The sequence below is a fragment of the Staphylococcus sp. GDX7P312P genome (genome assembly GCF_008385775.1).
Taxonomy (GTDB): domain Bacteria; phylum Bacillota; class Bacilli; order Staphylococcales; family Staphylococcaceae; genus Staphylococcus; species Staphylococcus haemolyticus.
Genome location: NZ_VUKI01000024.1, coordinates 136,556 through 155,545 on the forward strand (window position 1 = coordinate 136,556; position 18,990 = coordinate 155,545).

At 33.2% G+C, this 18,990-nt stretch carries 21 protein-coding genes; 13 read left to right on the forward strand and 8 right to left on the reverse strand.

Features of this window, described 5'->3' with window-relative positions:
- Positions 1-8 precede the first annotated feature (8 nt).
- The 7 genes from F1592_RS07995 (at position 9) to F1592_RS08025 (ending at position 6,600) form a co-directional block, all read left to right on the forward strand.
- On the forward strand, positions 9-2,579 hold the full coding sequence (locus tag F1592_RS07995; protein ID WP_053016853.1) for a DUF2309 domain-containing protein: 2,571 nt from the start codon (positions 9-11) through the stop codon (positions 2,577-2,579).
- Between the two features lie 69 nt (positions 2,580-2,648).
- Positions 2,649-3,011, forward strand: coding sequence for a Na-translocating system protein MpsC family protein (locus F1592_RS08000; protein ID WP_011276808.1), 363 nt, complete (start codon positions 2,649-2,651; stop codon positions 3,009-3,011).
- Positions 3,012-3,210: 199 nt separating this feature from the next.
- The gene (locus F1592_RS08005) at positions 3,211-3,903 is read left to right on the forward strand and encodes a GNAT family N-acetyltransferase (protein WP_149809600.1); all 693 of its coding nucleotides are present in this window, start codon (positions 3,211-3,213) and stop codon (positions 3,901-3,903) included.
- Positions 3,904-3,962: 59 nt separating this feature from the next.
- Positions 3,963-4,649 carry a phosphatase PAP2 family protein gene (locus F1592_RS08010; RefSeq protein ID WP_053016851.1) on the forward strand — a complete coding sequence of 229 codons (687 nt, stop codon included), beginning with the start codon at positions 3,963-3,965 and terminating at the stop codon, positions 4,647-4,649.
- Positions 4,650-4,681: 32 nt separating this feature from the next.
- Complete coding sequence (locus F1592_RS08015) at positions 4,682-5,539, forward strand: patatin-like phospholipase family protein (RefSeq protein WP_149809599.1); 858 nt, start codon at positions 4,682-4,684, stop codon at positions 5,537-5,539.
- A gap of 66 nt (positions 5,540-5,605) precedes the next feature.
- Positions 5,606-6,337 (forward strand): alpha/beta hydrolase, encoded by a 732-nt coding sequence (locus F1592_RS08020; protein WP_149809598.1) that lies wholly within the window; start codon positions 5,606-5,608, stop codon positions 6,335-6,337.
- 14 nt (positions 6,338-6,351) lie between these two features.
- Entirely contained in the window at positions 6,352-6,600 is a 249-nt protein-coding gene (locus F1592_RS08025; RefSeq protein WP_053016848.1) for a hypothetical protein, read from the forward strand.
- Positions 6,601-6,955: 355 nt separating this feature from the next.
- Here F1592_RS08025 and F1592_RS08030 read toward each other — a convergent pair whose 3' ends face one another.
- The gene (locus F1592_RS08030; RefSeq protein ID WP_053016847.1) at positions 6,956-7,243 is read right to left on the reverse strand and encodes a hypothetical protein; all 288 of its coding nucleotides are present in this window, start codon (positions 7,241-7,243) and stop codon (positions 6,956-6,958) included.
- A gap of 150 nt (positions 7,244-7,393) precedes the next feature.
- Here F1592_RS08030 and F1592_RS08035 point away from each other — a divergent pair, with 150 nt between their 5' ends.
- Complete coding sequence (locus F1592_RS08035) at positions 7,394-8,722, forward strand: sodium-dependent transporter (RefSeq protein ID WP_053016846.1); 1,329 nt, start codon at positions 7,394-7,396, stop codon at positions 8,720-8,722.
- Between the two features lie 52 nt (positions 8,723-8,774).
- Here the strand turns inward: F1592_RS08035 and F1592_RS08040 are convergent, their stop codons facing one another.
- On the reverse strand, positions 8,775-9,314 hold the full coding sequence (locus F1592_RS08040; RefSeq protein WP_037538433.1) for a hypothetical protein: 540 nt from the start codon (positions 9,312-9,314) through the stop codon (positions 8,775-8,777).
- A 121-nt stretch (positions 9,315-9,435) separates the two neighbouring features.
- Positions 9,436-9,966 carry a pentapeptide repeat-containing protein gene (locus tag F1592_RS08045; protein ID WP_053016844.1) on the reverse strand — a complete coding sequence of 177 codons (531 nt, stop codon included), beginning with the start codon at positions 9,964-9,966 and terminating at the stop codon, positions 9,436-9,438.
- 282 nt (positions 9,967-10,248) lie between these two features.
- Between F1592_RS08045 and F1592_RS08050 the strand changes: the two genes are divergently transcribed.
- The 3 genes from F1592_RS08050 to F1592_RS08060 all read left to right on the forward strand — a co-directional run bounded on the left by F1592_RS08050 (position 10,249) and on the right by F1592_RS08060 (position 13,722).
- The gene (locus F1592_RS08050; RefSeq protein WP_053016843.1) at positions 10,249-11,145 is read left to right on the forward strand and encodes a PLP-dependent cysteine synthase family protein; all 897 of its coding nucleotides are present in this window, start codon (positions 10,249-10,251) and stop codon (positions 11,143-11,145) included.
- 2 nt (positions 11,146-11,147) lie between these two features.
- Positions 11,148-12,293: a bifunctional cystathionine gamma-lyase/homocysteine desulfhydrase gene (locus tag F1592_RS08055; protein WP_037538429.1), complete on the forward strand. Its 1,146-nt coding sequence runs from the start codon at positions 11,148-11,150 to the stop codon at positions 12,291-12,293.
- Between the two features lie 439 nt (positions 12,294-12,732).
- Complete coding sequence (locus tag F1592_RS08060; protein ID WP_011276796.1) at positions 12,733-13,722, forward strand: LysM peptidoglycan-binding domain-containing protein; 990 nt, start codon at positions 12,733-12,735, stop codon at positions 13,720-13,722.
- 365 nt (positions 13,723-14,087) lie between these two features.
- Here the strand turns inward: F1592_RS08060 and F1592_RS13770 are convergent, their stop codons facing one another.
- Positions 14,088-14,300 (reverse strand): hypothetical protein, encoded by a 213-nt coding sequence (locus tag F1592_RS13770; RefSeq protein WP_223197226.1) that lies wholly within the window; start codon positions 14,298-14,300, stop codon positions 14,088-14,090.
- 273 nt (positions 14,301-14,573) lie between these two features.
- Positions 14,574-14,852 carry a hypothetical protein gene (locus F1592_RS08070; RefSeq protein WP_053016841.1) on the reverse strand — a complete coding sequence of 93 codons (279 nt, stop codon included), beginning with the start codon at positions 14,850-14,852 and terminating at the stop codon, positions 14,574-14,576.
- A 128-nt stretch (positions 14,853-14,980) separates the two neighbouring features.
- On the opposite strand from F1592_RS08070, the gene F1592_RS08075 reads away from it, so the two are divergent.
- Positions 14,981-15,370 (forward strand): NUDIX hydrolase, encoded by a 390-nt coding sequence (locus F1592_RS08075; RefSeq protein ID WP_011276794.1) that lies wholly within the window; start codon positions 14,981-14,983, stop codon positions 15,368-15,370.
- 7 nt (positions 15,371-15,377) lie between these two features.
- A complete protein-coding gene (locus tag F1592_RS08080; RefSeq protein WP_053016840.1) occupies positions 15,378-15,842 on the forward strand; it encodes a GNAT family N-acetyltransferase in 465 nt (154 codons plus the stop codon).
- Positions 15,843-15,954: 112 nt separating this feature from the next.
- Here the strand turns inward: F1592_RS08080 and F1592_RS08085 are convergent, their stop codons facing one another.
- The 3 genes from F1592_RS08085 to gltC form a co-directional block, all read right to left on the reverse strand.
- Positions 15,955-16,749: a YibE/F family protein gene (locus tag F1592_RS08085; RefSeq protein WP_053016839.1), complete on the reverse strand. Its 795-nt coding sequence runs from the start codon at positions 16,747-16,749 to the stop codon at positions 15,955-15,957.
- Positions 16,746-17,828 (reverse strand): YibE/F family protein, encoded by a 1,083-nt coding sequence (locus F1592_RS08090; RefSeq protein ID WP_188294684.1) that lies wholly within the window; start codon positions 17,826-17,828, stop codon positions 16,746-16,748. The genes F1592_RS08085 and F1592_RS08090 overlap by 4 nt, the downstream gene beginning before the upstream one ends.
- 158 nt (positions 17,829-17,986) lie before the next feature.
- The gene (gene gltC, locus F1592_RS08095; protein WP_037538420.1) at positions 17,987-18,874 is read right to left on the reverse strand and encodes a glutamate biosynthesis transcriptional regulator GltC; all 888 of its coding nucleotides are present in this window, start codon (positions 18,872-18,874) and stop codon (positions 17,987-17,989) included.
- Positions 18,875-18,990 lie beyond the last annotated feature (116 nt).

Sequence of the window (18,990 nt, forward strand, 5' to 3'; positions counted from 1 at the left end):
AATCTAACATGACAATAACTAAACATAACATAGAAGAAACAGTTAAATCGGCACGTCGTGTGATTACACCACTATCTCCTATATCTATCTTTGCAGCACGTAATCCATGGGAAGAAATGGAACATGAAACGTTTGATCAAGTAGCTCAATGGTTTAAACATGTTCGTGATATAGATTTATACCCAAGTCATGCGTCAGTGATGACTGCTTTAGAAAATGGAGAGATAGACCAGAGACTTGTAGAAACAGAAGTACAACAAGCTATTAAAGACTACGACACTTCAGTGCCAAAATCACATATTGATATTTATTGTAAAAATGCGATGCGCATCAAAGATTTGCCTACAAACCTAATTACTAAAGAAGCATACTTAAAGATTGAAGTATCTAAGCTCAAACGTGTATTTGAAAATGAGCCTTTTAAATATGCACGATCAAAAAGTGCGAATGCATTTAATGCTAAAGGTGAATCTTTAATGGATGAACTTAATACACATATTATTAAGTGGTCCAAACTATATTTAGATAATTTCCAATCAAGTTGGACTATGCCTAAAAGAGAAGAAGGATTCTATATTTCTTGGCTACATTTAGCACAGCATGATCCAATGCTTACTAAAACACAACGTAAAATGATTAAGACATTGCCTCAAGATTATAGAGAGGCTTTAATCATGGCATTAAATCATTTAGATATAGCTGAAGATGAACGTGAATCATATTTAACAGGTCATTTCCTATCATTACCAGGTTGGGCAGGCATGATGTACTACCGTGCTGAACAACATGAACATGAAGCGGATTTGTTAACACAGTATCTTGCTATAAGATTAACGATGGAGTGTATTTTACTAGATACTGAAAAAATGAGCCGTCCGGCAGTCTTAAATGTTGAAAGACGAATCAAAGAGCTTGTAAGTAAATGGTTATATTATGGAGAAATGTCAATTGATGATTGGGCCTCAATGTCTATAGAAGACCAACTGGAACATTTGAGGTTTGCTCACGATTTTAACCCACTCTATTTCAAAAAATTATGGCTTGAAGCGTGGGAAGAAACACATGAACGTGAGTTAGTCGAAGCGATTTATGATAAATCTGTTAAACCAGTAGAGCAAGCAACTCAAGTCCAATTAGCTTTTTGCATTGATGTGCGTTCAGAGCCTTTTCGTCGTCACTTAGAGAGTGAAGGACCGTTTGAGACGATAGGTATTGCAGGATTCTTTGGTCTTCCAATTAGAAAAGAAGTGTTAGATGAACAATTTACGCATAATTCATTACCTGTCATGGTACCACCAGCTTATGCCATTAAAGAGTATGCCGATCGCCATGATTTAAACACGTATAACCAACAACAACATTCGGTTACATCCATGTTTTATACATTCAAATTGATGAAACATAATGTCTTACCGAGTTTACTCTTACCAGAATTAAGCGGACCATTTTTAAGCTTAAATACGATAGCGAGTACATTAATGCCGAAGAAGACAGGCCACTTTGTTCGTAATTTTACGAAGAATTGGTTGAAGAAACCCGAAGCTAAATTAACAATAGATCGTGAGCATGAAATTTATAGTGATTTACCAATAGGATTTACAGAAGAAGAACAAGTTGCTTTCACTAGACAGGCACTACAGTTGATGGATTTAACGACAAACTTTGCACCTTTAATTGTATTAGGCGGTCATGGAAGTGTGTCTAATAACAACCCTTATCATGCTTCGTTAGAATGTGGCGCTTGTGGAGGCGCGTCAAGTGGATTCAATGCTAAGCTATTGGCAATGATGTGTAATTTACCACATGTACGTGAAGCTTTAAAAAATGAGGATATAGTGATTCCTGACTCAACCGTCTTTGTCGCTGCAGAGCATAAGACGTCTATCGATGAATTAGAATTTATTTATATGCCAGAATTAACTAAGGAAGCTCAAAATGCATTGGATATGTTAAATGAAGCTATGCCACGTATAAGTTATAAAGCGAATTCGGAACGTCTCGCTAATCTTCCTGGCTTAGATCAAGATAATTTGAAAGACCCGGTTGCAGAAGCGCATCGCTTTGCGAATGACTGGAGTGAAATCCGTCCAGAATGGGGCTTAGCTCGTAATGCAGAATTTATTATTGGTCAGCGTAATATTACTGCAGGTACCAATTTAGAAGGACGAGCTTTCTTACATAATTATGATTGGAAGAAAGACACTGATGGGCAATTATTAAATACAATTATTTCGGGTCCAGCTTTAGTAGCACAGTGGATTAATCTACAATATTACGCGTCGACTGTTGCACCACATTTTTATGGAAGCGGAAATAAGACTACCCAATCAGTAACATCTGGTGTTGGCGTCATGCAAGGTAATTCAAGTGACTTATTGGCTGGGTTACCTTGGCAATCGGTTATGGCTGCAGATAACAAAATTTATCATTCTCCAATTCGATTGTTAGTTGTTATCCAAGCGCCAGATCAATATATTAAAGACTTACTTGAGAATAATATTAAATTCAAACAGAAAGTTGATAATCAATGGGTACGTTTGGCTAGTATTGATGAAAATGGTAGTTGGAAAGACTGGTAGAGAGTTCGGTTTTTTCGGAAAAAGTGATAAAATAAGGTTAATCAATTAATAGGAGACAAATGATTAATCATGGCTAAATCTAAAGGTGCTTATGAGGCAGAGATTAGTAAGGCAATTACACAATGGGAAAAGGATTTTCTCGGACGTGGATCACTTTCAGTAAAAACTGATATACTACGCGATATGATTATCGTCAACTTACAAGGCGTATTAACTCCTGCAGAATATCGAGTATGCAAGACACAAGAAGGTTTACTTAACATTAAACGTACGCGGTCGGAACTTGTGGAGTCAGGACAAGATGATTTGATGCAATTAATCTTAGATATTACTGGCGTCAGTGTGAGTAGTTTCCATAGTGATTTAAGTACGATTACAGGCGAACGAGTGATTGTATTTAAACTAGATACTAATTTGGAAAAGCAACTTTAAACTCAATGTCGTTAATGTTAATACAATTTTAAAGAGGCACCCTAAAAGTTAGATTATTATGCTGACTTTGTAGGGTGCTTTTACGTATAAACGTTTTAATTAATGAATTATCCATTTATATTTAAATATTTCTAATTAAGAGATTATTTTATTGGATTAGTGTACAATTTACACAAAGAGAATCTAGGAGTTGAACGTGATGCGCATAAATGAGTTTAAGCAACCAATTGGAGAAGCATTAGATGACTTTGTGACGCCGTCTTTTCCTGATGCACAAACGCTAGAGGGCAGTTATGGAAGGTTAACAAAGCTGAGTATTGAACACATAAATGATTTATATGACGTTCTATGTGATGTTGAAACGAGACGCATTTGGACGTATCTTTATGAGGGCCCTTTTGATTCTAAGACCAAATTTGAACAATACATTAAACAACTTATTGATAGTAAAGATAAATATTTCTTTACGATTTTAGATAATGTGCAACAAAAACCTTTAGGTATTCTAGCATTAATGCGTATATATCCAGAACAAGGGTCTATAGAAGTAGGCAATATTATCTACTCTAAAACGTTAAAGAAAACACGTGTGGCTACAGAAACTCAATATTTGTTAGCGAAATATGTGTTCGAAACGTTAGGCTACAGACGATATGAATGGAAATGTGATAACTTAAATGCACCTTCCAAACATGCTGCACAACGATTTGGATTTACATATGAAGGATTATTTAGACAATCTAATATTTGTAAAGGTCGTAATCGTGATACTGCTTGGTTCTCATTGTTGGATAGTGAGTGGCCAGATGTAAAAGCAAGATTTGAACACTGGCTTGAACCATCTAATTTTGATCAGGAGGGACAACAAATTAAACATTTAAATGACTTTTAATAAGTAAAATACATGTTTAATTATTTTTGAAAATAATGAAATTAGGGACTGGTGAGCGTATGAATAAACAAATAAGTGGAATTTCACCTAAGATGACGGTGCCTATGTTCATGATCGGGTTAATTATTTTTGTCGTTGTTGCAATAAATGTAATTCACGATACATTATTGGTTCAAAATATCGATATAGGTTCTTTACATTGGCTGACAGATTATTTTGGTGAGCCGGAACGTAAATACGGCGATGGTATTTGGCATAATTTCATGACTTTTTGTGCTGAGATAGGAGAAGTAAAGTCAGTTATCTATATCACACTATTTTTAGCAATTGTTTTATTGTTTAAAAATTATAAATTATCGATTTGGATGGTTTTAACTATAACGAGTGGTACGTTATTAAATTATTTAATTAAACAACTCATCGAGAGACAACGTCCATTTAATCATTTGATGCGAGACCACGGATATTCATTTCCAAGTGGGCATTCTAATGCAAGTACGTTACTTGCTTTAATATTGTTAATTATTTTAATTCCTTTAATAAAACTCAAAGCAATAAGGATAATAGCCAATATTATCACTATTATCATTTGGATAGGTGTGCTGTGTTGCCGACTATATTTTCATGCGCATTATATTACAGATGTAGTTGGAGGCGTTACACTTGGTATCATTTGGGTAGCATTGTTTTTAATGATATTACCATTGTTTTATCTTAATTTACGTAATAAGCCTAATAATAAATAGTTCAATATCTTTTTTACAAAGGGGAGATGGCAATGTCAAAAGATAAGGAACGTACTTTAGTTCTTGGCGGAGGCGGAATTACAGGAATTGCTTGGGAATCTGGCGTATTAGCTGGATTGATTGAAAGTGGTGTAGGTTTAGAGTTAGCAGATAGAATCATAGGCACATCTGCAGGTTCGTTTGTAGGTGCAGTACTAGCTAACGGTTATGATATGCGTACATATTACTATGAGCTAAATGAACGAAGAGATGATAGTGATCATGCGACGCTTTCTTCAGATATTTATCGGTTATGGCAGAATGCATTTATCGTAGGACGTGATGATGCGACTAAAGTAGGTCAAATGATGGGTGATATTGTATATACGCGACCTTCACGTGTTGATTTAACTAAACGTAAACAAGCCATTCGTCAACGTTTAGGTGATGTAGGGTGGCATGATAATTTAGAAATTACTGCTATGAATGCTAAGACAGGAGAAGTCTCTACATTTCATTCACATAGCAACGTAACACTTGAGGAAGCCGTGACAGCGAGCGGTGCAGTACCTGGCATTTGGCCATATATACGTTTGAACAACCGTGATTGGATTGATGGAGGTATGGTTTCTCCGACAAATGCTATGTTAGCTAAAGGTGCAGACAGTATTATTATTTTAGCGCCGATAGCAGATGGTTTAGGTATGATACCAGGTGCATTTGATGATGCGAAATTATTAAGCGAGCATAGTCATGTTTTAGTAATTAGTCCAGATAGTAAGAGTAGAGCTGAAATTGGAGATAACATTTATAATCCCAATAACATACTAAAAATTGGCAATGCTGGTTATGAGCAAGGAAAGTTACTTGCACAACGTATTCATCTGGAATTTTGCGAGTGGGTTGAATGATTTGAAGATTTTAAGACTACGCGCAGTATTATAATATACTAATTTTAGAATAAGGAGAGAGTAAGAATGAAAGTAAAATCACCACGCCCAATTAATTTAAAGGGGACACGTAAAGAAGCGGTTTTATTGCTTCATTCATTTACTGGAACGATTCGTGATGTGAAACCCTTAGCACAAAAACTTAATCAAGAGGGTTATACATGTTACGCACCTAATTATAAAGGACATGGATTACCACTAGATCAGTTTACGCAATATACTGTTCACGATTGGTGGAATGATGTCTTAAATGGTTATGAATACTTGAAAGATGAAGGGTATGAAACCATTTATGCAACAGGGGTATCATTGGGCGGATTATTCACATTGAAATTGGCTGAAACGGTAGACGTAGCGAAAATTGCGGTTATGTCAGCACCAAGTGAAAAAGAAGAAGCTGGTATAGTATGGCGTATGGAACGCTATGGTCAGCGTATGAATGAGTTAATGAATTTAGATAGTGATGCTTCACAGGCACAGTTTAATCATATAGAAGACTATCGCCCAAGTGTTCGTGTATTCAAAGATTTCATTTCCAATATTACTGCTCATTTAGGCGATATCAAGACACCAGCGAGAATTCTTTATGGAGAAAAAGATGAACAATCATATCAAGATAGTGCACATTATATTTATGAGCACATTAATAGTGAAGATAAAGATTTAACAAGTCATCCTTTATGCAAGCATCTCATGACGCATGGTGAAGGCAGTGATAAAGTAGAAACACAAATTGCAGAATTTTTCATGACTAATTGAGTGGAGCGAATGTGATGAAACGTACATTTTTACTAACTTATATAACAACATCTGGAAAAAATTATACTGAATTTAAAACTTTTCAAAATGGTCCTGATAAAGATGCATGTATTCAACGTCTTATTGATGAATTTGATGAACTTGCTTATTTATTTTTAAAAGATGGCCAACAAACTCATTATATCAATGTTGATCATATTGAAAGTTTGAGTATTCAAGAAGTTACTGAGGGACAAAACGTAATGTACGACTTTAATAATTAATTTAATTATTAGCGTGACTAATGTAAATAGAGGGAGCAGAACAGAAATAATATTTTCCAAAATTTATTTCGTTGTACCCCCAGCAAAGAGAATTTTTTTTAGAAATTCTCTTTGCTGGGGCTTTGCCTGCCAGGCAATGTTGACTAGAATTAAAAAGCTTGTTAAGAATGCATTTTTAATTCAGTCAACTACTGCCAATATGTAATTTTAGCCTGAACATTGATTTCTGTCCCAGGCTCTTTTTTATGCTACAAAATGTACAACGACTTGATCTATAAATTTAAATATTGTACTCCTATAGATAATTTAGTTTAACTAAGTATAAGACAATGAATATCATCATGCGCAATACGCATCACTTCATTTCGTTTAGAAATTCAATGATTTTTCCTCGTTGATTAACAACTATTTTATGAACATTTTTATCCTTATCAATTATTTTGACACCATTTGGGACAACGAACAAAGTATTAACTTTCAAAATTTCTTGAATATGTTGATAAGGTACGAAGACTGAATCAGCTTGAATGTTAAATGAGTGAGGAGTAAATCTAAATCCATCATCCTCAAATACAATGTGGCCCCCTACAGCTTCTACGCCTTTCCAATAATTAGCTTTAATTCTTTCATGAAGTAAACTCATTATATTCCCCCTTAGGCCATCACTATTAGTTGAATTTTACTATAAAGATAAAAAAATAAAAAATCTATGTATATTGCACTTATAAGCAAGACGTGTTAAAGTATTACTTAAGTGCATAAACGCTTTAACGCGTTAAAGGGAGTGGATGAATTGAGCAAAGAGTCACAATGGAAGACATCAACTGGATTTATTTTAGCCAGTGCGGGATCGGCAATAGGACTAGGAGCAATGTGGAAGTTTCCGTACATGGCAGGCATTTATGGTGGTGGGGCTTTTTTACTTTTATTCTTAATATTTACTATATTTGTAGGGTTACCGCTATTAATTATGGAATTTACAGTAGGTAAGATGGGACGTACTTACACTACTCAAATATATAGCAAGTTAACTGGTAAGAAATGGCTAAATATTATTGGGTGGAATGGTAATTTAGCAGTATTTATATTATTCGGATTTTATAGTGTTATAGGTGGATGGATCATTATATATATTGGTAATGTCATTTTACAAATGTTATCCATTGAGAAAACGACACTAACAAACATTAATTTTGAAGCAATTATCAGTAATCCGTGGCTAACGGTTCTTGGTCAGGGGATTTTTATCTTTTTAACAATGATTATCGTCATGTTAGGCGTTGAAAAAGGGTTAGAGAAAGCTTCTAAAGTAATGATGCCGCTATTATTTATCTTTTTAATTATCGTGGTAGTCAAATCTTTAACTTTAGACGGCGCGATAGACGGCGTGCGTTATATTCTACAGCCACGTATAGAAGATATTTCAATGGAAGGTATTCTATTTGCGTTAGGTCAGTCATTCTTTACGTTATCATTGGGAACAACTGGGATGATTACTTATGCAAGTTATGCGCCAAAAGAAATGACAATAAAGTCATCAGCAATTTCAATAGTCATTATGAATATTTTAGTATCTGTATTAGCTGGTTTAGCCATATTCCCAGCTTTAAAAACGTTTGGATATGAACCTCAGGAGGGGCCAGGACTATTATTCAAAGTTTTACCATTAGTATTTAGTCAAATGGGCTTTGGCGTTATGTTTTATTTCATATTCTTAATCTTATTCTTATTTGCTGCATTAACTTCTTCTATTTCGCTATTAGAATTAAACGTATCTAATTTCACTAAAAATGATAATTCTAAGCGTAAATCTGTAGCATTTATCGCAAGTATATTGGTATTAATTATTAGTATTCCAGCTACGCTATCATTTAGTAGTTTAAGTGCTGTTAAATTTGGTGCGGGAACTATTTTTGATAATATGGATTTCATAGTTTCAAATATATTAATGCCTTTAGGCGCACTTGGGACAACATTAGTAGTAGGGCAATTATTAGATAAAGAAGCTTTAAAAGAAAGTTTCGGTCGCGACAAGTTTAAATTCTTTGCGCCATGGTATTTTTTAATTAAATACGTCATGCCAGTCGTTATTATACTCGTGTTCATCGTTCAATTATTCTAAAGATCATACAATATAAAAAGGTTAGTCACACATATGTGGCTAACCTTTTTTACTACTTGAAACGAGCATTTATATAATCTCGTTCAATTTCTAATAACTCTAAATAATCTTCAGACATGATTTCTTTACCAATTTCAATATTTTTAGAAACAATAAAGTCAGCAAGTTTATGGTTTTCCTCATCAGAGTCAAAGAACGAAAGTGCTCTTTTTATTGTATCTTTTTCAGAAAAAAGGATTAACGTACGACCGTACACTAAATCTTCTTTACTTCTTTGATAAGAAGCCTCTAAAAAAGCAAATATTTTTGAGCCATCGTTATATTCAAAAGCTGAGTCTATATCACCTTGAACTTTATCAGCAATATTAGACAATCTTGACTGTTCAGCTGGATCTTCTGGTCTATATTGATCTCGTACATACTCTTTCCACTTAATTAATTCTGAAGCAATATGTTCTTTTAATTCTGAATCATTATTATTTGTTTTAAATGCGTCAACTTGTTGTCTTAACTCGCTTAAATCCATTAAATCTTCACGGTTAAGTTGACTCGATTCAAACGCTTCATAGTGATCATTTTCATGTGTAGACATCAATCATTCCCCCTTAAGATACTTTAATTCTTTATTCCTTTTAACACTACATCTAAAACATATCAGTTTTGATATTAAAAAGGGATAAGTTGGAAATGATATAAATGTGGAAACAGTAGGATTACATGTTTTCAAAACGAACGTCTTGTTTGCGTAATTCTTTCATCACTTTCTCAGAAATTGCTGAATTGTTGATTGAAACATTTTTAAAAACACAATCTTTAATTTTAACATTGTCAAGGTTACATAAATCTAATGCGACATTTTCAAATACGACTTTCTTTAAAACAACATCGCTGAAAGTGACGTTGCGTAAGCTACAGTCTTTGAAAGAACTCTGTTCTATAGTTAGTGCGTTGAATTGACTATCATCGAATGTAGTTACACTGTAGTTTACTTTACTCATTAACGTTTTAAAGAAATTAATGTTTACAAAAATACTACTGCTAAAGTCACAATTAATTAATTTAGTGTTAGACACGGTATGAACAATTTTAAATATGCCCTCAGAAAAGTCACAGTTTTTAAAATAACTCTTATTAATTTCTAAATCGTCGTACATAGCGTTTCTAAAGGTACTATTGGTATATTTTTTGCTTTTATAGTGTTCATTAGTAAACACAGATAGAGATAAATCGGCTTTTGATGTCATTACGATTCTCCTTTAAGTATTAGTAATACGTATAATCAATTATTGCGTTTGCATCGATATTATCGTAACACGAGTATTAAGTTGAACGATAGTTATTGAGTTCTTATATACATGTATCATTACATGGAAAAGTTTAAAATTCGCAGTTTTGCATAAATCTAAAGATTATCGTATAATTCATAGTGATTGAGTAAGGATTACAAACAAAATTTGGGATTGATGAATACTATAAACAGAAGGTAGGTTGAGTCAAAGCGAGTAAGAGCGCTTTAGATAATTAATATGATTGCATTTGACTTAATAGGACAAACACCACTCGTATTACTGGAAAGTTTTAGCGATGAGAACGTTCAGATTTATGCTAAATTAGAGCAATTCAATCCAGGTGGTAGTGTGAAAGATAGACTAGGTAAATACCTTGTTGAAACAGCCATAAATGAAGGTCGAGTTTCTTCGGGGGACACGATTGTTGAAGCTACAGCAGGAAATACTGGAATAGGACTTATAATTGCTGCTAATCGGTATCATTTAAAATGTGTTATTTTTGCGCCAGAGGGCTTTTCTGAAGAAAAAATATCAATTATGCGTGCATTAGGCGCAGATATTAAACGTACGCCTAAAGATGAAGGCATGATTGGTGCGCAAACTAAAGCAAGAAGCTACGCCAAAGAATACGGTGCAGTATATATGAACCAATTTGAAACGGAACATAATCCAGTGGCATATACGCATACGTTAGGTATGCAACTGACTGATACTTTGCCAAACATAGACTACTTTGTTGCTGGCGTGGGTTCAGGAGGTACGTTTACAGGCGTTGCACAACATCTTAAACAATATAATGTAAAGAATGTGATTGTTGAACCAGAAGGCTCAATATTAAATGGTGGCGAAGCACATTCACATGATATTGAAGGTATTGGTTCAGAAAAATGGCCCATCTTTTTGGAACGAAGTTTAGTAGATCAAATTATTACAGTAAGTGATAAAGATGGCTTTGACAATGTTAAACGTTTAGCACAACAAGAAGGATTATTAGTAGGTAGCTCATCAGGCGCTGCTTTACAAGGTGCTTTAGACATTAAAAATCAAATCGATAAGGGCGTTATTGTAACCATTTTTCCAGATGGAAGCGATCGTTATATGTCGAAAAAAATATTTGAATACAAAGGAGAATAATGATGAAGAAAAAAACACAAATGATTCATGGTGGACATACAACAGATGACTTTACAGGTGCAGTTACGACACCTATTTACCAAACAAGTACGTATTTACAAGACGAGATTGGTGACTTAAGACAAGGATACGAGTACTCTCGTACAGCTAACCCAACACGTACAGCGATTGAAAGTGTTATTGCTAATTTAGAAAATGGTAAACATGGTTTTGCTTTTGGCTCAGGTATGGCGGCTATCAGTGCAGTCATCATGTTGTTAGATAAAGGTGATCATCTTATTTTAAATTCTGATGTGTATGGTGGAACTTATCGTGCCTTAACTAAAGTATTTACACGTTATGGCATCGATGTTGATTTCGTAGATACAACTCATATTGAAAATGTCAAAGACTATATTAAACCAGAAACTAAAATGTTATATGTAGAAACACCATCAAATCCATTATTACGTGTAACAGATATTAAACGTACAGCAGAAATTGCAAAAGAAAATAATTTAATTTCAGTAGTAGATAATACATTTATGACACCTTATTATCAAAATCCATTAGATTTCGGCATTGATATTGTATTACACTCAGCTACTAAATACATTGGTGGTCATAGTGATGTTGTAGCTGGTTTGGTTGCAACTGCAGATGACGAACTTGGTGAACGTTTAGCCTTTATTTCAAATTCTACAGGTGGTGTTCTTGGACCACAAGATAGTTATTTATTAGTTCGTGGTATTAAAACATTAGGACTACGTATGGAACAAATTAATCGTAATGTTGAAGCTATTGTTGAAATGTTACAAAACCATCCATCAGTTCAACAAGTCTTCCATCCAAGTATTAAAGACCATTTAAATCATGATATTCATGCTTCTCAAGCTAGCGGTCACACTGGTGTCGTAGCGTTTGAAGTAAAAGATACTGAAGCAGCAAAACAACTTATTCGTGAAACAAACTACTTCACATTAGCTGAAAGTTTAGGTGCAGTTGAAAGTTTAATTTCAGTACCTGCTTTAATGACACATGCATCTATCCCTGCTGATGTCCGTGCTAAAGAAGGTATCACTGATGGACTCGTACGTTTATCAATCGGTATTGAAGATACAGATGATTTAGTTGAAGACTTAAAACAAGCCATTGATACTTTGAACTAAATCAAATGAGTTAAGACAAAAATAATATTTTAATTCTACATTATAGTTAGAATTAACTGACTGAGGATAGAAGATATCTTTTCTCAGTTAGAATCAGTCATATGGGGGTGGAACAATCAATTTTGTTCTACCCTCTTAATTTTTAATAAAAGTTAAATCTCAATAGTTGAGAATGTGTTATACACTTATGAAAAGTAAATTATATTTCTATGCATATTATTTAAAATTTAAAAGTAGTGTACAAAAAATTCATAGATATGTAATCAAATTGAAATGGAATATCATGCTAAATTGTATTAATTTAGTATAAGTACACTACTTGAACGGATAAAAGAAAGAAGTATGTAATAAAGATTTAATACAGATAAGTGTCTAGTACAACTAGAAGTAAGTGGTGAGTAACCCAATGAACAAGCATAAGATTAAGGAGGCGCTTTGTATGAATAAAAAAATTCTAGCAACAGCAGTATTAGGGACAGGAGCACTTAGTACATTATTTGCTCATCAAGCTGAAGCATCAACAACGCACACAGTTCGAAGTGGTGAATCTTTATGGTCTATTTCACACCATTATGGTATCACTGTATCTAAATTAAAATCATTAAATGGCTTATCATCAAATCTTATTTTTCCAAACCAAGTATTAAAAGTTTCAGGATCTTCTAATTATTCAAGTCGTTCAAATTACGGTAATTCAAGTAGTACATATACTGTTAGAGCAGGGGATAGTTTATCATCTATCGCTAGTCGATATGGTACAACATATCGTCATATTATGAATTTAAATGGCTTAAATAGCTTTTTAATTTTCCCTGGTCAACAATTAAAAGTATCTGGGTCTGTAAGTTCAAATTCACACTCAAGTTATAATTCAAATAGTGGTGGTTCATCAAGTACTTATACAGTACGTTATGGGGATTCACTGTCATCTATTGCTAGCCGATATGGTACAACATATCAACATATTATGAGATTAAATGGATTAAATAATTTCTTTATTTATCCTGGTCAAAAATTAAGAGTTAGTGGTTCAGCTTCTTCAAACACTTACTCAACGCGTTCAGCACAATCAACGTATTATTCATCACCAGTATTTAATCATAGAAATTTATATGATTGGGGACAATGTACATGGCATGTGTTTAATCGTCGTGCTGCTATTGGAAAAGGTATTAGTACTTATTGGTGGAATGCCAATAACTGGGATAATGCTGCAGCTAGAGATGGGTATCGTATTGATGGTAACCCAACAGTAGGTTCAATTGCACAATCAGATGCCGGTTATTATGGTCATGTAGCATTTGTAGAACGTGTTAATAGCAATGGTAGTATTTTAGTTTCAGAAATGAACTTTAGTGCGAGTCCAGGTATTTTAACATATCGTACAATCCCTGCTTATCAAGTACGCAATTATAAATTTATTCATTAATTTATCTATACGACTTAGAGATTCGAGATGTAAAAATTTTGTATAAACGAAGAAGGACAACTTCTATTAAATTACTATAGAAATCGTCCTTCTTTGTTTATTTAAATTATCTTCAATGTAAATTGCGTTACAATTTATCATTCCTACTATTATTTGATTTAAACCTTTTAAAACAATTATTAAATTAAATTATTGATTTTAGATAAAATTCTCCTTGATAATTTAATGAACTTTGATATAAAGCTCTCTTAGTGACATAATCCGACCTTTTTCACCTACATGTCCTCTACTTCGTTTTGTTGCTCTTCTAGAATATATAGCACCTGATAAATTTCTTGCTCTCTGTTCTTCCTTTAGTTTTTTTTCTAAAAATTTTCTTTTTTCAACTTGCCAGATCCAATATCTTTTGCAAAGATATTCTCCATCACCTGGGATATCAATTGCACATAACTTACCGTCAAATTTTTCTGGATACTTATCTTTGTTTTTTTATCTAACTTTCTCAATAAATAATAAGCGACACCATAAACTATAAATACAACCAAAATAAATATAATAATCATTGTATTTATATCCATATCGAATCCCTACTTTCATTTTAAATAATTTATAAAATGAAACAAATTTTTTGTATCATTGCATAATCAGTATCAATCTTTGCGTACCAAGTGCGTAATTATAAAGGTATTCATTAAAAAAGTTTGAAACAAAATAATGATTTGGGCTATGTAGCAAATTCACAGTAGTTGACTGAATTGAGAATACACTTAAATTGAATTTTTCTCAACTCTAGTCATACTTGTATGGATTGGAAGACGAATTTAATAAGGATTCTGTCTCAGTCTTTTATATTATTGGAAATTATAGTCTTCTTTAACTTTTCTAAAGCTTGAAGCTAAACGTGTAACATTAATAATGAATGATACGAATGACGTTAGCTTACGGAATTTGTAAGGAGATCTCATTGATACTACGAAATCTAAAAGTGTGCCTACAGTGCTTAGGCCTAAAGATAAATAAACTAGATTTTTATTTTTCGCGTCGAATTTAATACCGTTATAACCATCTACGATAAAGCCTGCTGTACTAACTAAATTTGAAACGCGCGTTAATTTTGATTTTTTTGCCATGAATAATACCCTCCGAAATATCTAAATGTCATCAAATAATCATTTAGTATATTATTATATGTTAACATCATACTAAAATAACATATATTTTTGAAGTACAAAACATTTCGTTAAAAAGGTGTGATCATATGATAAAGTGTGTTTGTTTAGTGGAGGAAACAGAGAACCAAATCTTATTAGTGCAAGTAAGAAATAGAGAGAAGTATTATTTCCCGGGTGGTAAAATTGATGAAGGTGAAACGCAATTAGAAGCGATACAAAGGGAAGTAAAAGAAGAACTACAATTAGAGTTTCCACAAGAGGATTTCACATATATTGGAACGGTCATAGGCGATGCATACCCGCAAACGAACATGCTAACAGAACTGAATGGATTTAAACTTCAACAAGAAATTGACTGGAATAACGTTGAAATTGATAATGAAATTACTGATATACGTTGGTTCGATAAATCTGATACAACGTTAATAGCACCCGCTGTTATAAAGTGGATTGAAACATTTTCAGAGAGAAAGTAGGGGCATAATGGAAATTCGACCATATTCAAATCAAGATCAACCATTATTAGATGTATTTGAAATATTACCAGAAGATAGAAAATTCACTCGGACACCTATCCATAATATTGATTTAGCTAAAGGAGACGACGAGCGTCACCCGACTCTTGTTATGAGAGATAATCAATGTGTGGGCTTCTTTACTTTACATGAAGGTCAGGGTGTTAAACCATATAGTGACAATAATAAAGCTATATTTTTCCGTTCATTTAGTGTGGATGCACGATATCGTGGTCAAGGTCTTGGAAAAGCAGTGATTCAACAACTACCAAGCTATATAAAGTCAACATTTCCTTACATTAATGAAATAATATTAACTGTGAATACTGACAACGACAAAGCCATCGGATTATATAAGCAAGCCCAATATTCTATTACTGGAGATGCAATTTTAGAAGGGCGACCAGTTTACGTTATGAATTTTAAAATATAGATGATTATAAATAAACAAGCCAGTGAATGAATTTATCAAGACTCATTTACTGGCTATTTTTGAGAGAACTGTGTCCCGGTTATTATATTTTTATAAGTTAGTTTTTTAAATTTTAATCCGTAGATTGCGAAGAAATTTCAGAATGCTTTTGATTAAATTTAGGGTGTTTAATTAATAAAGCTGTAATCCATGCCGTAATCGGGATACTAATCGCTACGGCAATTCCACCTAGTAAGATTGAAATAAATTCTTGGGCAAATATTTTTGAGTTGATGATATGTCCGAAAGAATAATGTAATTGGAAAAACCAAAAGAATAATGTCAATTGACCACCAAAATAAGCTAAATATATCGTATTGGCAGAAGTTGCTAGAATTTCTCTACCTACACGCATGCCTGATTGGAACAATGCCTTACGTGAAAGGGAGGGGTTAGTTTCATTAAGTTCATACATTGGAGAACTTATAGTTATGGTTAAGTCGATGACTGCTGCAATTACTGCTAAAATGACTGTAAATACTGAGAATTGAACCATATCAATACCGATATTCATTGAAAAAATATATGTTTCGTCTTGTTGTTCCGTAGTAAAGCCTTGTAAGTGACCGATACTTATTGATAGATAAATACCAACTATTAAGAGAATGGTAGTAATTATTGTAGCAATAAAAGCTGCTTTGGTCTTAATGTTATAACTATTTAAAATAAATAAGTTACATGCGGCAATGACAATGCAAAAAACTAGTGAAACTAGGTAAATAGGTGTTCCAAATAAGATGAACACAATACTAATTAGCAAGATAATAAAATTTAAAAATAATGTTAAGTATGAGATTAAGCCTTTTTTACCGCCAAAAATGAGCATTAAAATTAATAAAATTAGTGCTAGTAGGACGACTGCATTCATCTTGTCACACCCTTCCATTTCATCCACATAACCATCAAACTAATTGTAATTGGAATCGTTAGAACGATACCAATACCACCAGTTAAAGCACGAGCAATTTCTAAAGACCAGTTCATCGAAATCGTATACGTAAATGTGTTAGCATTTTTTAAATAAATCAAGAACATCGGTAGACTTCCTGATAAGTATGAGAAAAGTAAAATGTTCGTCATTGTACCCATAATATCCTGTCCTATATTACGACCTGCTAAAGCCCAACGTGATAAAGAAATGTCAGGCGTACGTTGTAATATTTCATACATACCGCTTGATATTGTAATAGCAACATCCATCACTGCACCTAATGATCCTATAAGTACAGAAGCTAAAAATATATCTTTAGGTGGCAGCGTTAAAAAACTCATTGTTTCATATTTAATACCAGCACCATTGGTGAACTGAATAATAATTTGAGTGATACCAATACATAAAAATGTGCCTAATAACGTACCGACTGTTGTAATCCAAGTGCGCATGTGCCAACCAGTGACGAGCAATAACGTGACAATGGTGGAGAAAATGATTGCCACACTCATCAAAATGAATAGATTAGTAGATGGATGTTTATCATGAATTGCAATAGCTATCAAGATAGCACCAGTGTTAAAGATGAGTGACAGAATAGATTGTAAGCCTACATTACGTCCTACTAGTAAGAGAGACATAATGAATATACCTGCGATTGCTACAGTTAAGCTATCGCGTTTTTTCTCTAAGATAGTTGCATCTTTAGGACTATTTTGAATATGCATTAGCACCTTGTTATTTTTGCTAAAGTGCTCTGAATCTGCTTGAGATTTAACATATGTATTGTCTATCGTAGTTGATTCACCTTTAAATTTTCCATTTAATATCTTTATTGTTATATGCTGTTTGTATTTAAAATCTTTATTATGTTGCTCATCAACAACCTTTTGAGCGTTACTTGTTTCTACATGAGTAACTTTACCGATAGGTGTATTGTAGAAACTAGCATTAAAAAACGTAAAGATAAAAGCACCGATAATAAGTACACCAATTAGAACAATGATGCGATTCATCACGCGATGACTAGAATTGTTGCGTTTTTGTGCATTCATTAATTTAACCCTCATTTATAAATCAAATTCTACTCTTAATTAAGTCAGAGTGATTATACGCCCCTCAGCATCATTATTCAAATAGTATCCATTTAATTATCGAATATCTCTTTATAACATTAGTGGTATGTAGATACTTTGCTTAAAAGTTGATGTATTAAATTCGATAAATTAAGTATATCAACTTTTTTATTATCCTTTTTAAAGACGACGCAAAATGATCGCTTTAATTCTGTATGGCCTAACGAAATATCACATAATTCACCTTTATCATTATCTAAAGATAAGTAATCTGGCAAGATAACATAACCACGTTGATGTTTAAGTAAATAATTCGCTAAAGATTTAGAACCAACTATATTAACTGGCAGCTTTAAAGTGTGCTGTAAACGACTTTCAATTGTCGATGCCAAAGGTTTTAAAGTGAATAGTTGTGTTTTGGCAAATTGTGTTAGCGGAGGATTAATCGATAAAGCAATGACGTCATCTTTAGGTACATAAATATGATATGTTTCCTCAAATAATGGTTTCAATGATAGATTAGTATTCTTCTGAAGTTCGGCGTTAATTTCAACTAGGCCAACATCTATTTTGCCAGTATAAAGTGCCTCGGAAATATCAGATGATGACATAATATGAGGAACGATGATGCTATCATATTGTCGTTCAAATGCTTGGATGATCGCAGTAATCATTTGAGAGATATAGCTTTCCTCAAAACCAATATTCAGAACGTGTGCATTTTTATGATTTGTTTGTTGAAATAACGCTACCGTTTCATCTAATTGCTCTAAAATTTGAGTAGCTTGATTAAGTAAAGCTTTACCATGAGAGGTTAAATGAATATTTCTCCCTTGTCTATTGAATAACGTTACTTGCAATTCTTGTTCTAATAATGTAATTTGCCGACTTATTGCAGATTGGGCTATGTTCAACTCAAGTGCTGCTTCAGAGATGTGTTCTCTACGTGCTACTTCTACAAAATATTTTAATTGTTTAATTTCCATATACATGCCCCTTCCAACTTTTCAAATTTACCTATTAGTATTAATTGTTCTAATTATTAGAATAAAGTCATCTAATTAATATATTGTTCAGATAAATATTTTACATTATATTAATT